This window comes from Nonomuraea sp. KM88, assembly GCF_052245635.1.
In the GTDB taxonomy this organism is placed as follows: domain Bacteria; phylum Actinomycetota; class Actinomycetes; order Streptosporangiales; family Streptosporangiaceae; genus Nonomuraea.
Genome location: NZ_JBQQCC010000001.1, coordinates 99,826 through 114,790, shown reverse-complemented (window position 1 = coordinate 114,790; position 14,965 = coordinate 99,826). Strand labels below are relative to the sequence as shown.

At 70.1% G+C, this 14,965-nt stretch carries 15 protein-coding genes; 7 read left to right on the top strand and 8 right to left on the bottom strand.

The window, feature by feature from the left end:
* Window positions 1–66: 66 nt before the first annotated feature.
* Together ACTWPV_RS00560 and ACTWPV_RS00555 are read left to right on the top strand one after the other, a co-directional pair.
* Window positions 67–735, top strand: a complete 669-nt coding sequence (locus ACTWPV_RS00560) for a TetR/AcrR family transcriptional regulator (RefSeq protein ID WP_347641500.1) — start codon at window positions 67–69, stop codon at window positions 733–735.
* Window positions 732–1,415 (top strand): DNA alkylation repair protein, encoded by a 684-nt coding sequence (locus tag ACTWPV_RS00555; protein WP_443150160.1) that lies wholly within the window; start codon window positions 732–734, stop codon window positions 1,413–1,415. Before ACTWPV_RS00560 ends, ACTWPV_RS00555 begins: the two co-directional genes overlap by 4 nt.
* Here ACTWPV_RS00555 and ACTWPV_RS00550 read toward each other — a convergent pair.
* Window positions 1,405–2,244 carry a helix-turn-helix domain-containing protein gene (locus tag ACTWPV_RS00550; RefSeq protein WP_347641498.1) on the bottom strand — a complete coding sequence of 280 codons (840 nt, stop codon included), beginning with the start codon at window positions 2,242–2,244 and terminating at the stop codon, window positions 1,405–1,407. The two genes, ACTWPV_RS00555 and ACTWPV_RS00550, sit on opposite strands and share 11 nt — an antisense overlap.
* A gap of 103 nt (window positions 2,245–2,347) precedes the next feature.
* Here ACTWPV_RS00550 and ACTWPV_RS00545 point away from each other — a divergent pair, with 103 nt between their 5' ends.
* Window positions 2,348–3,055 (top strand): SDR family NAD(P)-dependent oxidoreductase, encoded by a 708-nt coding sequence (locus ACTWPV_RS00545; RefSeq protein WP_347641497.1) that lies wholly within the window; start codon window positions 2,348–2,350, stop codon window positions 3,053–3,055.
* A 1-nt stretch (window position 3,056) separates the two neighbouring features.
* On the opposite strand, the gene ACTWPV_RS00540 is transcribed toward ACTWPV_RS00545, so the two are convergent.
* Window positions 3,057–3,896, bottom strand: coding sequence for a LysR family transcriptional regulator (locus ACTWPV_RS00540; protein WP_443150877.1), 840 nt, complete (start codon window positions 3,894–3,896; stop codon window positions 3,057–3,059).
* A gap of 85 nt (window positions 3,897–3,981) precedes the next feature.
* On the opposite strand from ACTWPV_RS00540, the gene metE reads away from it, so the two are divergent.
* Together metE and ACTWPV_RS00530 are read left to right on the top strand one after the other, a co-directional pair.
* A complete protein-coding gene (gene metE / locus ACTWPV_RS00535) occupies window positions 3,982–6,123 on the top strand; it encodes a 5-methyltetrahydropteroyltriglutamate--homocysteine S-methyltransferase (RefSeq protein ID WP_443150159.1) in 2,142 nt (713 codons plus the stop codon).
* Between the two features lie 221 nt (window positions 6,124–6,344).
* Window positions 6,345–7,922: an RICIN domain-containing protein gene (locus ACTWPV_RS00530; RefSeq protein ID WP_443150876.1), complete on the top strand. Its 1,578-nt coding sequence runs from the start codon at window positions 6,345–6,347 to the stop codon at window positions 7,920–7,922.
* A gap of 54 nt (window positions 7,923–7,976) precedes the next feature.
* On the opposite strand, the gene ACTWPV_RS00525 is transcribed toward ACTWPV_RS00530, so the two are convergent.
* Genes ACTWPV_RS00525 through ACTWPV_RS00505 form a run of 5 tightly spaced genes read right to left on the bottom strand, consistent with a single transcriptional unit; the run spans window position 7,977 to window position 12,890 of the window.
* Window positions 7,977–8,843, bottom strand: coding sequence for a carbohydrate ABC transporter permease (locus ACTWPV_RS00525; RefSeq protein WP_443150158.1), 867 nt, complete (start codon window positions 8,841–8,843; stop codon window positions 7,977–7,979).
* A 57-nt stretch (window positions 8,844–8,900) separates the two neighbouring features.
* Window positions 8,901–9,860, bottom strand: a complete 960-nt coding sequence (locus ACTWPV_RS00520; RefSeq protein WP_443150157.1) for a carbohydrate ABC transporter permease — start codon at window positions 9,858–9,860, stop codon at window positions 8,901–8,903.
* Window positions 9,860–11,266, bottom strand: a complete 1,407-nt coding sequence (gene ngcE / locus ACTWPV_RS00515; RefSeq protein ID WP_347641492.1) for an N-acetylglucosamine/diacetylchitobiose ABC transporter substrate-binding protein — start codon at window positions 11,264–11,266, stop codon at window positions 9,860–9,862. Before ngcE ends, ACTWPV_RS00520 begins: the two co-directional genes overlap by 1 nt.
* Before the next feature lie 19 nt (window positions 11,267–11,285).
* Window positions 11,286–12,020 carry a sugar isomerase domain-containing protein gene (locus ACTWPV_RS00510; RefSeq protein ID WP_443150156.1) on the bottom strand — a complete coding sequence of 245 codons (735 nt, stop codon included), beginning with the start codon at window positions 12,018–12,020 and terminating at the stop codon, window positions 11,286–11,288.
* Window positions 12,021–12,890, bottom strand: coding sequence for a MurR/RpiR family transcriptional regulator (locus ACTWPV_RS00505; RefSeq protein WP_347641490.1), 870 nt, complete (start codon window positions 12,888–12,890; stop codon window positions 12,021–12,023). It abuts the gene before it with no gap.
* Window positions 12,891–12,972: 82 nt separating this feature from the next.
* Here ACTWPV_RS00505 and ACTWPV_RS00500 point away from each other — a divergent pair, with 82 nt between their 5' ends.
* Window positions 12,973–14,034, top strand: coding sequence for an N-acetylglucosamine kinase (locus tag ACTWPV_RS00500; RefSeq protein WP_443150875.1), 1,062 nt, complete (start codon window positions 12,973–12,975; stop codon window positions 14,032–14,034).
* A gap of 15 nt (window positions 14,035–14,049) precedes the next feature.
* Here the strand turns inward: ACTWPV_RS00500 and ACTWPV_RS00495 are convergent, their stop codons facing one another.
* The gene (locus ACTWPV_RS00495) at window positions 14,050–14,250 is read right to left on the bottom strand and encodes a hypothetical protein (protein ID WP_443150155.1); all 201 of its coding nucleotides are present in this window, start codon (window positions 14,248–14,250) and stop codon (window positions 14,050–14,052) included.
* A gap of 212 nt (window positions 14,251–14,462) precedes the next feature.
* On the opposite strand from ACTWPV_RS00495, the gene ACTWPV_RS00490 reads away from it, so the two are divergent.
* Window positions 14,463–14,939, top strand: a complete 477-nt coding sequence (locus ACTWPV_RS00490) for a GntR family transcriptional regulator (RefSeq protein ID WP_443150154.1) — start codon at window positions 14,463–14,465, stop codon at window positions 14,937–14,939.
* Window positions 14,940–14,965: the final 26 nt, after the last annotated feature.

Genomic DNA, 14,965 nt, shown 5'->3' with positions numbered 1-14,965 from the left:
CGGAATGCCGCATGAACTGGGCACGTTGGGTGAACAAGCGATTGTCTGAGGCTCCATAATGGGAACGTGACCACGCGAAAGAACTCCGGCACCGCGACCACCCCGGCCAAGCGCCAGCGCACGACCTCGTCAGGGTCGGCGTCAGAGCGGCGCGACCACCTCGTCAAGCTCGCCGCGGAGCTCTTCGCGCGCAAGGGCTTCCAGGCCACGACCGTCCGCGAGATCGCCGACGAGGCCGGCATCCTCTCCGGAAGTCTCTACCACCACTTCGACTCCAAGGAGACGATCGTCGACGAGGTGCTCTCCACCTTCCTCGACGACCTCATCGCCCGCTACCGCGCCGCCCTCGAGTCCGGAGGCGACGCGCGCACTGTGCTGTCGGAGATGGTCCGCATCGGCTTCGGCACGCTCGAGCCCCACCGCGCCGCGATCACCGTCATGCAGAACGACTGGAACTATCTGCGCCAGTTCCCCCGGTTCAACTACCTCGTCAAGGCCGAGGACGAGGTCGAGCAGATGTGGGTGGCGCAGATCAAGGCCGGCCAGGCGGCCGGTCTGTTCCGGCCCGACGTCGACCCCAAGCTGACCTACCGTATGATCCGCGACACCATCTGGGTCGCGGTCCGCTGGTTCCGGCCGGGCGGCAGGCTCAACACCAGCGGCCTGGCCGAGCACTACATCACCGTGCTGTTCGACGGGATCGCCACGGGCGAGCGCACCACCCACGGGAAATGAGCCTCGGCAAGGCGGTGCGGCTGGCACTGCAGGAGGTCGCCGAGCCGGCCAAGGCCGAGGCGATGCGCGCGTACATGAAGTCCGCGCTGCCGTTCCTCGGCGTCCAGGCCGTGGCCAGGCGGGCGGCGCTGCGGCGGGTGTTCGCCGGGCACCGGCTGGAGACCGCGCCCGAGTGGCGGCGGGCGGTGCTGGCGTTGTGGCGGGAGGCCGAATACCGCGAGGAGCGCTACGCCGCCGTCGAGCTGTCCGGCCACCACTACTACCGCGAGTTCCAGACCCTCTACACCGTGCCGATGTACGAAGAGATGATCGTCACCGGCGCCTGGTGGGATCTGGTCGACGAGCTGGCCACCCACCGCGTCGGCGGGCTGCTGGCCGCGTTCCCCGACACCATGCGGCCGCTCATGCTGGAGTGGGCGCACGACGCCGACCTGTGGAAGCGCCGCACCGCGATCCTCTGCCAGAACCGCTTCAAGGCGCGCACCGACACGGCCCTGCTCTACGCGTGCATCGAGCCCAGCCTGTCCGACAACGACTTCTTCGCGCGCAAGGCCATCGGATGGGCGTTACGCGAATACGCCAAGACCAGCCCCGCCGAGGTCGTACGCTACGTCAACGCCAAGGGCATCTCGGGTCTGAGCCGCCGCGAGGCGCTGAAGAACCTGCTCGCTAGCCCATGAGCGCCTGGGTGCCGAGGACGGCCAGCAGCGCGAGGCGTTCGGCGTCGTCGGTGCCTGGCTCCGCGGTGTAGACCATGAGGCGCAGGTCGCTGCCCGCCACGCTGAGCACGTCGCAGTCGAGCGTCAAGGCGCCCACCTGCGGATGATCGATCGTCTTGCGCGCCGCCTCGTGCCGGCCGACGATGCCGGAGTCCCACAGCTCGGCGAACCGGTCGCTGCTCGCGCGCAACCGCGCGACGAGGCGGCGCACCTGCTGGTCGGCGGGATAGCGCCCGGCGGTGGCGCGCAGGTCGGCGACCAGCGCGGCCTCGAACGCGCGCCGCGCCTCGGGCGTGTGGCGCACCCGGCCGCCGGGCCCGGCGAAGTTGCGCCACACGCCGTTGCGTTCGTCGCCCCGCCATCCGGACGGATCACCCATCAGCGCCGCGTAGATCGGGTTGGCCAGGAGCAGCGTCCAGGCCGCGTCGTAGACCCCGACGGGCGTGCCGGCCAGCCTGTCGAGCAGCCGCTGCACGCTCGGGGTGATGAACCCGGGCACCATCTCCGGCCCCGGCGGCTCGAGCCCGGCCATCCGGAACAGGTAGGCGCGCTCGTCGGCCGACAACCGCAGCGCCCGCGCCAGCGCCTCGACGACCTGCGCCGACGGGTTGGCGGCCCGGCCCTGTTCGAGGCGGGTGATGTAGTCGGCGGAGATCCCGGCCAGCAGGGCGAGCTCCTCCCGGCGCAGCCCGGCCGCGCGCCGCTGCCCGGAGGCCGGCAGCCCGACGGTCGCGGGCGAGACCCGGTCGCGCCAGCGCCGCACCGCCTGCCCGAACTCCGTCGCCGTCATGCCACCAGTCTGCCCCCAACACCGGGGTGCCCGCCTGGTACTGGCGGTCCCAGGAAGACCGGACGGCTGGCCGCCCGCGCCGCCCCGCCAGAGGCTTGAGGGCATGACGACAACACTGATCACCGGAGCGAACAAGGGGCTGGGCTTCGAGACCGCCCGCCGCCTCATCGAAGCAGGTCACACCGTGTACGTGGGCAGCAGGGACGCCGAACGCGGGCGCCGCGCGGCCGAGCGGCTGGGCGCCCGGTACGTCCAGCTCGACGCCACCGATGACGACTCGGTCGCGGCCGCGGCCAAGACCGTCGAGGCCGGCGGGGGGCTCGACGTATTGGTGAACAACGCAGGCATCGAGGAGCGCACCCGTGACGGCGGCGTCATCGGCCCCGCGGACGTGACCGCCGACATCATGCGCACGACGTTCGAGACCAACGTCGTCGGCCTCGTGCGCGTCACCCGTGCCTTCCTGCCGCTGCTGCGGCGCTCGGCGGCCCCGGTCATCGTCAACGTCAGCAGCGGCCTGGCGTCGCTGACCAGGGTCACCACTCCGGACACGCCGACGCACGCCTACCCGGGGGTCGCCTACCCCGCCTCGAAGTCCGCGGTCAACATGATCACCGTGCAGTACGCGAAGGCGTTCCCCGGCATGCGGATCAACGCGGTGGAGCCCGGCTACACCGCGACGGACCTCAACAGGCACATGGGCACGCAGACCGTGGAGGAGGGGGCCGAGATCATCGTACGGATGGCGCAGGTGGGCCCCGGCGGCCCGACCGGGGGCTACTTCGACGTCTCGGGCACGCTCCCGTGGTAGCTCACCTGGTCCACAGGGCGTCCTGAACGGCCTGCACCAGGGCCATCAGCTCCGGCGTGACATGGTCCTTCGACCAGGCCAGGGCGTAGGTGATGCGCAGGTCGCCCGCGTCGAGCGGCACGAAGCGCACGTCGTCCCGCTTGATGGTCCTGGCCAGGAGCTGCGGGATCGGCAGCAGCCCGGCGCCCGCCGCCACCAGGTCGAGCGCGGCGGCGAAGTCGTCGTCGGCCACCATGCGCGCGCGGCCGGGCAACCCTGACCACGGCCGGCTGAACGGCGTGAGCAGCACCTGGCCGCCCAGCTCCGCCGGGGCGACCCTGGCCGAGGGCGCCAGCCGGTGGCTCACGGGGACGGCCAGGTGGTCGACGGTGACGTGGAACCGGGCGGCCGTGACGAACCGCGCGGGAGCGGGGGTGGCGAGGATCGCCGCGGAGATCTCGCCGCTCGCCAGCGCCTGCGCCGCCGCGCCCCGCCCGGCGGGCCGGAGCTCCACGCCGAGTGACGGGGTGCGGCTCGCGAGCCGCCTGGCGATCCGCGCGGCGAGAGTGCCGACGAGCGGTGGATAAGCGAGGTGAATGGTCGGCCGGGCAAGCCGCGCGGCCTCATCGGTGAACGCCCGGGCCGACTCGATCACCTGCCGCGCGTGCGCGAGCAGCGCCTTGCCCTCCGCCGTGAGCCGCACCTCGCGGGCCGTGCGCTGGAAGAGCTGGATGCCGGTGGCGCGTTCGAGTCGGGTGATGGCCTGGCTCATGGCGGGCTGCGACATCCCCAGGTCGGCGGCGGCCCTGGAGAAGCTGAGCCGTTCCGCCACCCTGGTGAAGCAGTGGATCTCCCTGAGCATAAGCAGCACCAATACATAGTGCATGACTCACGGGGTACTCGGCAGGATCGCAGCGATCTGATCCACGTCCTAGGGAGCCTGCGAGATGTCCCCATTTCCCACGTCCACGGTGCTCGGCTACCCGCGGATCGGCCCGCGCAGAGAGCTGAAGCGGGCGCTGGAGTCCTACTGGGACGGGCGCGCCACCCGCGACGAGCTGGACCGGGCGGGCGCCCGGATCCGCGAGCGGACCTGGCGCAGGCTGGCCGAGCTGGGGCTGGAAGGGCTGCCGAGCAACACCTTCTCGATGTACGACCAGATGCTGGACACGGCCGTGCTGCTGGGCGCGGTGCCGGCGCGCTACCGCGACGCGGACGACCCCTATTTCGCGATGGCCAGAGGCACCGACGAGGTCGCGCCGCTGCGGATGACGAAGTGGTTCGACACGAACTACCACTACATCGTGCCGGAGATCGGCCCCGACACGGTGTTCGAGCTCGACGCGGCCAAGCCGCTGTCCGAGGTGCGGGAGGCGCGGGCACTCGGGTACGAGACGCGGCCCGTGGTGGTGGGGCCGGTGACGTTCCTGCTGCTGGCCTCGGCCCTCGACCGGCTCGACGAGGTGCTCGGCTGCTACGAGGAGCTGCTGGCCGCGCTCGCCGCGGAGGGCGTCGCATGGGTGCAGCTCGACGAGCCAGCGCTGGTGGCCGACCGGACGCCGGAGGAGCTGGCCGCCGTACGGACCGCGTACGAGCGGCTGGGGGCCGCCGCCGCGCGGCCGGGGTTGTTCGTGGCCACGTACTTCGGCGCGGCGGGAGAGGCGCTGCCGGTGCTGGCCGGCACGCCGGTGGAGGCCATCGGCGTCGACCTGGTCAGGGGCGGCGTGCCGGAGATCGACCTGCCGGGCAAGACCGTGGTCGCGGGCGTCGTGTCCGGGCGCGACGTGTGGCGCACCTCGCCCGAGCGGGCGCTGGCGGCGCTGGCCGCCGTACGCGCCGGGCGGGTGACGGTGAGCACCTCGTGCTCGCTGCTGCACGTGCCGTACGACGTGGCGGCCGAGCCCGGGCTGGATCCGGCGTTGAAGGAGCGGCTGGCGTTCGCCGAGCAGAAGGTCGCTGAGGTGGTGGCGCTCTCCCGCTCGCCCTTCCACGGCCCCGCCCCCGCCGGGCCTTCCGTGGCGCTGCCCGCGCCCGTGGCGGCGGAGGGGCGCGGCCCGTACGCGGAGCGCGCGGCGGCCCAGGCCGAGCACCTGCGGCTGCCCCCGCTGCCGACCACCACGATCGGGTCGTTCCCGCAGACCGGCGAGCTCCGCGCGGCCAGGGCGGAGGTCGCGGCGGGCACGCTGCCGCAGGAGGACTACGAGCGGCGGGTCGAGGCCGAGATCGAGCGGGTCATCCGGCTGCAGGAGCGGCTCGGCCTCGACGTCCTCGTGCACGGCGAGCCCGAGCGCAACGACATGGTGCAGTATTTCGCCGAGCACCTCGACGGCTTCGCCGTCACCGCCAACGGCTGGGTCCAGTCGTACGGGTCGCGCTGCACCCGGCCGCCCATCCTGCACGGCGACGTCAGCCGTCCTTCGCCGATCACCGTCCGGTGGGCCGCTTACGCGCAGTCGCTCACGGACAAGCCGGTGAAGGGCATGCTCACCGGGCCCGTCACCATCGTGGCCTGGTCGTTCGTCCGCGACGACCTGCCGCTGCGCGACGTGGTGTTCCAGGTTGCCGACGCGGTGCGCGAGGAGGTGAGCGACCTGGAGGCGGCCGGGGTGAAGATCATCCAGGTGGACGAGCCGGCGCTGCGCGAGCTGCTGCCGCTGCGGCGGGCCGCGCAGGCCGACTACCTGGAGTGGGCGGTGGCGGCGTACCGGAGGGCCACGTCGGGGGCGAGCGACCGCACGCAGATCCACACGCACCTGTGCTATTCGGACGCCGATCAGATCCTGGCCGCCATCGACGGCCTGGACGCAGACGTGACCACCATCGAGTCGGCCCGGTCGGGAGGCAGGCTCCTGGGGGCGGTGGAGGCGTTCGGGCGCGGGCTCGGGCCGGGCGTCTACGACATCCACTCGCCGCGCGTGCCGGGCGCGGCGGAGGTCGAGGAGCTGCTGCGCAGGACGCTGGCGGTGCTGCCCGCCGAGCGGGTGTGGGTCAACCCGGACTGCGGGCTGAAGACGCGGACGTACGAGCAGGTGGAGGCGTCGCTGGCGAACGTGGTCGCGGCCGCCCGCGAACTGCGCGCCGAGTTGTGAGGCTCAGGCGTCGACGTCAGGGCCGGGCAGCCCGTCAGAGCGAGCCCGCTCCCCGGATGAACGTTTCAGCGGGTTCGGGCAGGCAGGCGGGCCTGACGGTACCTGCTCGCTTGACTTAGGCTCCGTCACTCGCTGATCTGATCCCAGGAAAGCGCTTTCCTTCAGGATGGGAGCAGACAGTGAGATCCTTACCTCAGGCCACCGGACGAGGCTGGCGGCGCCTGCTCGCCGTCCTGACGGCGGCGTTCCTCGCCCTGGCCGGCGCCGTCATCGCTCAGCCGCCGCCCGCCGTCGCGGCGAGCGTCGACACCAGCGCCTGGTACGTGCTGGTCAACCGGCACAGCGGCAAGGCCCTCGACCTGTACGACTTCGCGACCAACGACGGCGCGCCCATCGTGCAGTGGGCCCGCAACGACGGCAACCAGCAGCAGTGGCAGTTCGTCAGCTCCGGCGACGGCTACTACCGGCTCAAGTCGCGCCACAGCGGCAAGGTGCTGGACGTCTACGAGTGGTCGACCGAGGGCGGCGCGCAGATCGTCCAGTGGGCCGACCTGAACGCCGCCAACCAGCAGTTCCGCCTGGCCGACTCCGACGGCGGCCACGTCCGGCTGATCAACCGCAACAGCGGCAAGGCGCTGGAGGTGTGGGAGTGGGGCACCGGTGACGGCGCCAGGATCTCCCAGTGGGACGACCTCGGCGGCGCCAACCAGCAGTGGCAGCTCGTCAAGATGGGCGGCGGCGGGTCCGGCGACTGCGGCAGCGGGTCGTTCGACGCCGAGGCCGTGCTCAGCAACGGCACCTGGACGGCCAGGAACGGCGGCACCACGCTCTACACCGGCGCCAGCATGATCGAGGCCATGCGCCGCGCCGTCGGCAGCCTCACCTCAGGGCGCACCTCCAAGCAGAAGGTGATCGTCCGCGGCTCCGGCTCCATGAACGCCAACCAGTCGCTCGACCTGCCCAGCTACACCGTCCTGGAGGTGTGCGGCACGATCAACGTGTCCGGCACGATCAGCGCCAACAGCGCGGCCGTACGCGCCCAGAACGTCACCGACGTCGAGGTCACCCACCTCAACGTGACCGGCAACCCCTACTTCGGGGTGTTCGTCCGCAACGGCACCAACATCACGCTCGGCCGGCTCGACCTGCGGCTCGGGTCGGCCGGGCTCGGCGTCCGCATCGACAACCACGCCAACAGGAACGTCCGCACCCGCAACGTGCGCATCGACAGCGTGTACGCCTCCGGCGGCAGCAGCCACGGCGTCGAGACGTACGGCGTGGACGGCATCACCATCGGCACCGTCACGGCCAGGAACACCGGCGAGTCCGGCCTGCTGTTCAACGACACGATCAACGCCACGGTCGGCACCGTCGACGCCCAGGGCGCCGGCACCGGCACCGGATACGCGGCCTTCCGCATGGCCAACCGCAACGGCCGCATCGGCAGCGGCTACCCGACCAACGTCCGGGTCGGCACCGTCATCGCCAGGGGCGGCGGACGCGGCGTCTTCTGCGTCTCGGAGAGCGGCGGCGCCGTCATCGACCGCGTGGACATCTCCGGCACCGGCAGCAACTCGATCCTGATCGAGAACTGCTACAACGTCACCATCGCCGCCCAGAGCGGCACCGTGAACGGCTCCGACATCCGCATCGCCGCCCGCAGCGAGTTCCCCGTGACGTCGGACATCACGCTGCAGAACCTGACGCTGACCAACTCCGCCATCAACGAGAACCCGTGCGGGAACAACATCGTCATCCGCAACATCGAGCTGGTGAACTCCCGGATCAACCGCTGCTGACGCGCTCGGGCGGGGCCGCGTCCGTACGCGGCCCCGCCTGCGTCACTGCCGGCGTCACTTGAGCGCCCCCGCGGTCAGGCCGGACTGGATCTGCCGCTGGAAGACCGTGTAGACGACCAGCATGGGCAGGATGGCCAGGGTGAGCGCGGCGAACAGGGCCGCCCAGTCCGCGTCGTATCCGGCGGCGGTGGAGATGTCCGCGATGCCCTGGGTGAGCACCCACTTCTCGCGGTCCTGGAGCAGGATCAGCGGGATCTGGTACTGGTTCCACTGGCCCAGGATGTTGAAGATCGTGATGCTGATGATGCCGGGTTTGGCCATCGGCAACATGATCTGGAAGAAGATCCTGGTGTGCGACGCGCCGTCCACCATCGCGGCCTCCGCGACCGCCGTCGGCAGCGTGCGGAAGAAGGCGGACAGGAAGAAGACGGTGAACGGCATGGAGTAGGCGATGTAGACCAGCACCGCGCCCGCGTACGTGTTCAGGCCGATGAACGGCCCGACCACCGGCACGTTGCCCATGTTCTGCACCACGAAGAACAGCGGGGTCAGCGCCAGGAAGAACGGGAAGGCCAGGCCCGAGACGAACAACATGTAGATCGCCCGGTTGCCGCGGAAGGGATAGCGCGCCAGCACGTACGCCGCCATCGAGCCGACCAGCATCGTGCCGAACGTGCTGAACGACACGACGACGAGGCTGTTGACCATGTACTGGCCGATGCGGGCCTGCTCCCAGGCCCTGGCGAAGTTGTCCCACTGCAGCGTGGCCGGCAGCGACCAGGCGTCGCCGAAGATCTCGTCCTCGCTCTTGACCGAGGCCAGGAAGGTCCAGATGATCGGCACCGTCACGAGGAGGGTCCAGATGCCCAGCGCCGCGTGCGTCAACACGCCCATCGGCCCCAGCCGCCGTCTCCGCTCCACGCGGAGGGCGCTCCTCGAATGCGTCCCTGTGGTCGCCGGAGTCGTCGTTGCCATCTCTCAGTACTCGATTCGTTCGCGCCGCGACAGGCGCAGTGACAGGACCGCGAAACCGACGGTGAAGAAGAACATCACCACGCCGAGGGCGGAGGCGTAGCCGAAGCGGAAGTATTCGAAGGCGTTGCGGTAGATCTCGGCCGCCATGACCGTGGTCGACCAGTCGGGCCCGCCCTGCTGGTCGGTCATCACCCAGACGATCGCGAAGACGTCCATGGCGAGGATCCCCAGATAGACCCAGGCGACCTGGACGGTGTCCCACAACAGCGGGAGCGTGACGCGGAAGAACAGGGTGACCCGGTTGGCGCCGTCGATCTGGGCGGCCTCGAACATGTCCTTGGGGATGCTCGCCAGCCCGGCAGAGAACAGCACGACGTAGAAGCCGACCGCCTGCCACACCAGGACGCCGAGCACCGACCAGAACGCGACGTCAGGGTCGGACAGGAACCCGACCGGGCCGAACTCGAACGCCGTCAGCGGCCATCTGCCGTCGGGCCCGAACACCTGCCCGAGCCCCATCAGCGGCCCGTTCAGCATGCCGCTGCCGTCGGGCCTGAACACCTGCTGGAAGAGCACCGCCACGATGGTGACGGCCAGGACCTGAGGGAAGAAGAAGACCACCCGGTAGAAGCCCGACCCGCGAATGCCCGACACGCCCTGCTTCCCGCCCACGTTGAGCAGGAAGGCGAAGAACAGCGCGATGACGATCGTGATCACCGGCAGCAACACCAGCAGGGCGACATTGTGGGTGACCGCCTTCCAGAAGACGTTGTCACCCAGCAGCCGCTCGAAGTTGTCGAGCCCGATGAAGTTCGGCGCGGCCGTCACGCCGCGCCAGTCGGTCATCGCGATGTAGAACGCCTGGACGTAGGGCGAGATCACGTAGACCAGGTAGAGAATCACCGGGGCTGCCAGGAACGAGGTGATGAACAGCCCGCGGCGATACCTGTTGAACAGCACCATCAGCGCTTGTACTTCTTGATGGAGGAGTCGTTCTTGATCTCGTCGGCCTTCTTCTGGACGCGCTCGAGGTAGGCCTTCGGGGTCAGGCCGCCGGTCATGAGCTCTCCGGTGGCGGCCTTGGCCTCGTCGTTGAGCGGGCCGTACCACGTCGGCCAGCGGTAGTAGACGGTGTTCTCGCCCGCGTCGGCGACCGCCTTGGAGGCGCTGGTGACGCCCGGCGAGATGTCGCGGCCCTCGCTCGCGCCCTTGACCGTCGTGACCGTGGTGACCAGCTCGCTGAAGTCGCCGGCGGCCTTCTTCGACAACATGGCCCGCAGGTATTCCATGCCGGCCTGCGGGTGGGCGCTCTTGGCCGAGACGATGAAGTTCTCGCCGGGCCGGGTGTCCAGGGTGCCGTACGGCATCGCGTCGGAGCTCGTGACGTCGGGGATGGGGAACATCGCGTACGCGAAGTCCTCAGGTGTGGTGGTCTTCTGCTCGTTCTCCAGCCACGAACCGCAGGGCAGCATGGCCACCTGGTACTTGTTCTGGGCGGTCTGCGTCTGCACGTGGTCGAGGCCCGCCGTGCCCTGCATGAGGTATTTGGCACCCACCTCGGCCCACTTCTCGGCGGCGGTCACCATGGGCTCGGCGGTCCAGGCGCCGTCCTCCAGGTTGTCGATGTTGACCAGCACGTCGTTGCCGCCGATCTTCGCGGCCATGGTGAGCAGCGGCTCGTACAGGTACTGCGGGTGCTTGCCGGCGTAGGTGAAGGGCGCCATCTTGCCCGACTTCTTGATGGTCTCGCACAGATCGAGGAAGGCGTCCCAGGTCTTCGGGACCTCCCAGCCGTTGTCCTCGAAGACCTTCTGCGAATACCAGATGCCGTGGATGTAGTTGACGTAACCGAGCACGCTGAACTTGCCGTCGTAGGTGCCGATGTCGATCACCGACTGGTCCAGCAGGTCGCGCACCTTGACGTTGGGGTCGTCCCACGAGGGCGCGTCGAGCAGCGGCGTCAGGTCCTGGAGCTGGCCGTCCTGGGCCAGGGCGCCGAAGTCCATGGCGTTGGCGCCGGAGTTGTCGATCACCTCGGGAGGGTTCCCACCGGCGAAGCGCGGCTGGAGGACCTTGGTGATCTCCTTGGTGGAGTTGTGCTTGATCTCCACCTTCGCGTACTTGCTCTTGAACAGCGGCTGGTGGATGTCCGTGGCGTAGGCCTGGCCGAAGCCGCCGTCGAAGATCCACACCTCGAGGGGCTTGTCGCCCACGCCGAACGGGTTGGCCGCGCTCGTGGCGGCCGGCGCCGCCGACGAGGGCGCGGGCTGGGCCGCGGGGGTCGCGCACGCGGCGAGCGCGCCCGCCACGGGCACGAGAGCGGCACCGCGAAGAAGCTCACGCCTGGTGATATGGGGGGTGTTGGGCATGGTTACTGCTCCTGACTTGTCATGCTCCGCGCCGGATTCGCCCTGCGTAGCGGCTCTCCAGCGCCTTGTTGTGCTCGTCCCCGCCCGCCACGTTGGCCGACAGGTAGATGGGAGGCGTCTCGCCCATCGCCACGAGCTCGTCCACCGCCTCGGTGACCACCATCTGCGCGAGCAGCGCGGAGGTGATCGTGGACACCGCGCCGTAGCTGCCGCCTCCGGGCAGCTCGAGGAGGGCGTCGCCGTAGGGGGCGCCGTTGTCCAGCACGACGTCGGCCAGGTCGAGCAACTTGCTGCCCGACGGGTGGCGCGAGGTCATCTGGGTGCTGTGCTTGACCGAGGTCAACGCGATCAGGGGATGGCCCTGGTCCTTGACGATCCTCGCCAGCTCGACGACCGTGCCGTTCACGCCCGAGCTGGAGATCAGCACGAACACGTCCTGCGGCGCGACCGGCGCCAGGTCGTAGATCTGCCGCGCGACCGCCGGGTCACGCTCGAGCTCCGGGGTCAGCACGCCGGGCGGCTGCCCGCCGTACAGGACGAGGTCTCTCGGCGTGAGGCGGTTGCTCGGGACGAGACCGCCGGCCCGTCCGGCGATCTCCATGGCGATGGCCTCGGAATGCCCCGAGCCGAAGGCGTTGACCACGCCGTCCGCCCTGAGCGAGGTCACGAGCAGTTCCGCCGCCTTGCGCACCTGCTCGGTCTGGCTCTTCGCGACCTGGCGCGCCAGATCGAGGACCCTGTCTGCGTACGTCATCTAGCCTCTCTCCACCCGATGGCTCTCCACGGCGCTGATCGTTCGCTCGAACGCCTCGTTGGTCCGTTCGTACGTGCTCTGGGCGATCGCCACGTAGACGGCGTCCAGCACGAACAGCTGCGAGTGCACGGCGGCCAGCCCGCCGAGCCGGAACGTGGTCTCCCTGCTGGCGGTGGTCAGCACGAGCTCGGCCAGCTCGGCCAGCGGGGAACGGGCGAAAGAGGTGACGGCGACCGTGAGCGCGCCGTGGCTGCCGGCCTCGGCCAGCGCCTCCATGACCTCGCGGGTGCGGCCCCTGTGGCTGATGCCGACGGCCACGTCGCCGTCCTTGAGCAGCGCCGCCTCCGACAGCGCCACGTGGGCGTCTCCCGCGCTCCAGCAGGGGACGCCGATGCGGCGCAGCCGGCCTTCGAACATGGTGGCGACGTTACCGCTGGTGGAGACGCCGACCAGGAGGACGCGCGGGGCGGCCACGATGGCGGCGGCCACCTGGGCGACCACGTCGAGGTCGAGTTGGGCGGCGGTGTCCTGGATCAGCCGGACGTCGGCGGCGGCCATCACCTCGATGGCCGCGTCGAGCGGGTCGTCGGGGCCGATCTCGTGGCCGACGCCCGCTCCCCAGCCCGCCTGCGCCGCCCGCCCGGTCTCGGTGGCGAGGGCGACGCGCAGCTCGGCGTAGCCGGAGAAGCCGAACGCCCGGCAGAACCTGGTCACGGTGGCGGGCGAGCTGCCGGCGCGCTCGGCCAGCGCGATGATGGTCGAGCGCGCGGCCTCGGCCGGGTCGCCGAGAATCACCTCGCCCACCCTGCGCAGCGCCTCCGGCAAACCGGGTAGCTCTGTTTCGACGCGCCCTAGCGCTCCTGAAGTCACGAATATTCCTTCCGAATACTCGGTCTTCTGGCGAAAATTATTCTTGCTTCCTGCCCACGTCAAGCCCCAGACTCAGTCCGTGATGGAATCGCTAGTCGTCGGTGTCGATGCCGGAGCCACCTCCACGCGAGTCGCCGTTCACCGGCTCGACGGCACGCGGGTGGGCTATGCCCGGGCGGGCGCGGGCAATCCGACCGCCCACGGGCTGGCCAAGGCGGTTTCGGCGATCGAGACCGCGCTCGGGCAGGCGCTCGGGTCCCTCGACGGATCGCGGGTGGTCGCCTCGCTGGCCGGGGTCGCGGGGCACGTCGAGGAGATGGTGCCCGCCCTGGCCAAGGTGTGGGCCGGGCACGGCATCACCGCGGAGCCGCGCTACATGGGTGACGTGACGATCGCCTACGCCGCGGGGTCGCCCGAGCCGGACGGTTCGCTGCTGCTGTCGGGCACGGGCGCGGTCGCGGCCAAGATCGCCGGGTTCGAGCTCGGCGCGGTCGCCGACGGGCTGGGATGGTTGCTGGGCGACGCGGGCTCGGGCTTCTGGATCGGCCGCGAGGCCGCCAAGGCGGTGGTCGACGCCTTCGACCGCGGCCTGCCGGTCGCGGCCCTGGACCGCACGGCCCTGGAGCGCACGGTTCCGGACCGGGATCCCGCTTCCGGCACGGGAGCGGACCGCGATCCCGCTTCTGGGGCGGGCGGCGCGGAAGCCGGCAGCGGCCTGCTCGTCGCTCTCGTCGGCGAGCACTTCCTCGGGGACGAGCGGCCCGCCGCGCCGCGCGCCGTCGCCGACCGCATCGTACGCCTGGCGCAGGCCGACCACATGCGCCTGGCGGCGTTGTCGGCGCTGGTCAGCCGGGCCGCGTCAGAAGGCGACCCGCTGGCCGCCGGGATCGTGCGCGAGGCGGCCGGCCACCTGGTGGCCACGCTCAGAAGGGTGCACACCTCGGGGCCCGTGGTGCTCGCCGGCAGCGTGCTGACCAACCCCGGGCCGGTACGCCAGGCCGTGACGGAGTTGCTCGCGGGCGAGCAGGTCACGACGGCGGGCGACGCGGCGAGCGCGGCGGCCTGGCTGGCGGCCCGCGACCAGCTTCCGGAGCCCGACACCAAGGCCCTGCACACCGCCTTCACCTCCGCGTCCCGTACTTGAGACCACCCATCCTGATCAACCTGCCACCCCCGTCAGCACTTTGATCCAGACGAGGAATGTCTGGGCGCGCCCGCCGAGGGCGGACTGGTCGACCAGGACCTCTCCACCGACCCGGCGGGTCCTGCGGATGAAGTACTGCCCGCCGGCCTGGCACAGCTCGTAGTACGTCGGCACGCAGTCACACGTGTAGTCGCAGACACGTATACGTTTTTCCACCGCCCAAACGGGGTCCCACGTCAGCCGGGTGAAGCCGGGACCATGCTCTGGCACATGGGCAGAGTGAAACCGATCATCAGGCATCGACGATGGTTGCGACATGCCGCAACCATAGATCTGGTCGTCTTCTCTTGTCTACATGTAGCGATAGCTCTGTCTATTTAGACAGAACGATATGTGAACTCTTGCCCGCATTGGCCTATGTTTCCTATGTGCTCGACTACGAAGGCGACACTCACGTCTACGTCCAGATCGCCGACATCCTCCGCGGTCGGATCGCGAAGCTCGACTCCGGGCACCCGGTGCCGAGCGAGGCCGACATCCAGCACGAGTTCGGGGTCGCCAGGACCACGGCCAGGCGGGCGGTCCACGTACTGCGCGAGGAAGGGCTCATCTACACCGTGCAAGGCGAGGGGACCTTCGTCGGCGCACCAGAGGAAGCACCTCGCAAGCAGCGAAAAGTGCCGTTGTACCAGCAGATCGCGACAGACATCAGCGATCAGATCAAGGCGGGGAGATTCCTCCCCCGGCGCCCCATACCGGGCGAGACAGCACTGGTGAAGCAGTATGACGTCGCGCGCGAGACGGTGCGGCGGGCCATGGCGCTGTTGCGGGAACAGGGATGGATCTACACCGTCGCCCAGCGGGGCAGCTACGTCTCACCGAAGGAGTCGTGGCCCCAGGACTGACTTTGCCTAGGTACTTGTATCCACAC

What these genes read in the sequence shown, in the direction of transcription:
- ACTWPV_RS00555 (WP_443150160.1), top strand. Translation starts at nt 732, where the DNA reads ATGAGCCTCGGCAAGGCGGTGCGGCTGGCACTGCAGGAGGTCGCCGAG.
- ACTWPV_RS00550 (WP_347641498.1), bottom strand. Translation starts at nt 2,244, where the DNA reads ATGACGGCGACGGAGTTCGGGCAGGCGGTGCGGCGCTGGCGCGACCGG.
- ACTWPV_RS00545 (WP_347641497.1), top strand. Translation starts at nt 2,348, where the DNA reads ATGACGACAACACTGATCACCGGAGCGAACAAGGGGCTGGGCTTCGAG.
- ACTWPV_RS00540 (WP_443150877.1), bottom strand. Translation starts at nt 3,896, where the DNA reads ATGCTCAGGGAGATCCACTGCTTCACCAGGGTGGCGGAACGGCTCAGC.
- metE (WP_443150159.1), top strand. Translation starts at nt 3,982, where the DNA reads ATGTCCCCATTTCCCACGTCCACGGTGCTCGGCTACCCGCGGATCGGC.
- ACTWPV_RS00520 (WP_443150157.1), bottom strand. Translation starts at nt 9,860, where the DNA reads ATGGTGCTGTTCAACAGGTATCGCCGCGGGCTGTTCATCACCTCGTTC.
- ngcE (WP_347641492.1), bottom strand. Translation starts at nt 11,266, where the DNA reads ATGCCCAACACCCCCCATATCACCAGGCGTGAGCTTCTTCGCGGTGCC.
- ACTWPV_RS00510 (WP_443150156.1), bottom strand. Translation starts at nt 12,020, where the DNA reads ATGACGTACGCAGACAGGGTCCTCGATCTGGCGCGCCAGGTCGCGAAG.
- ACTWPV_RS00500 (WP_443150875.1), top strand. Translation starts at nt 12,973, where the DNA reads ATGGAATCGCTAGTCGTCGGTGTCGATGCCGGAGCCACCTCCACGCGA.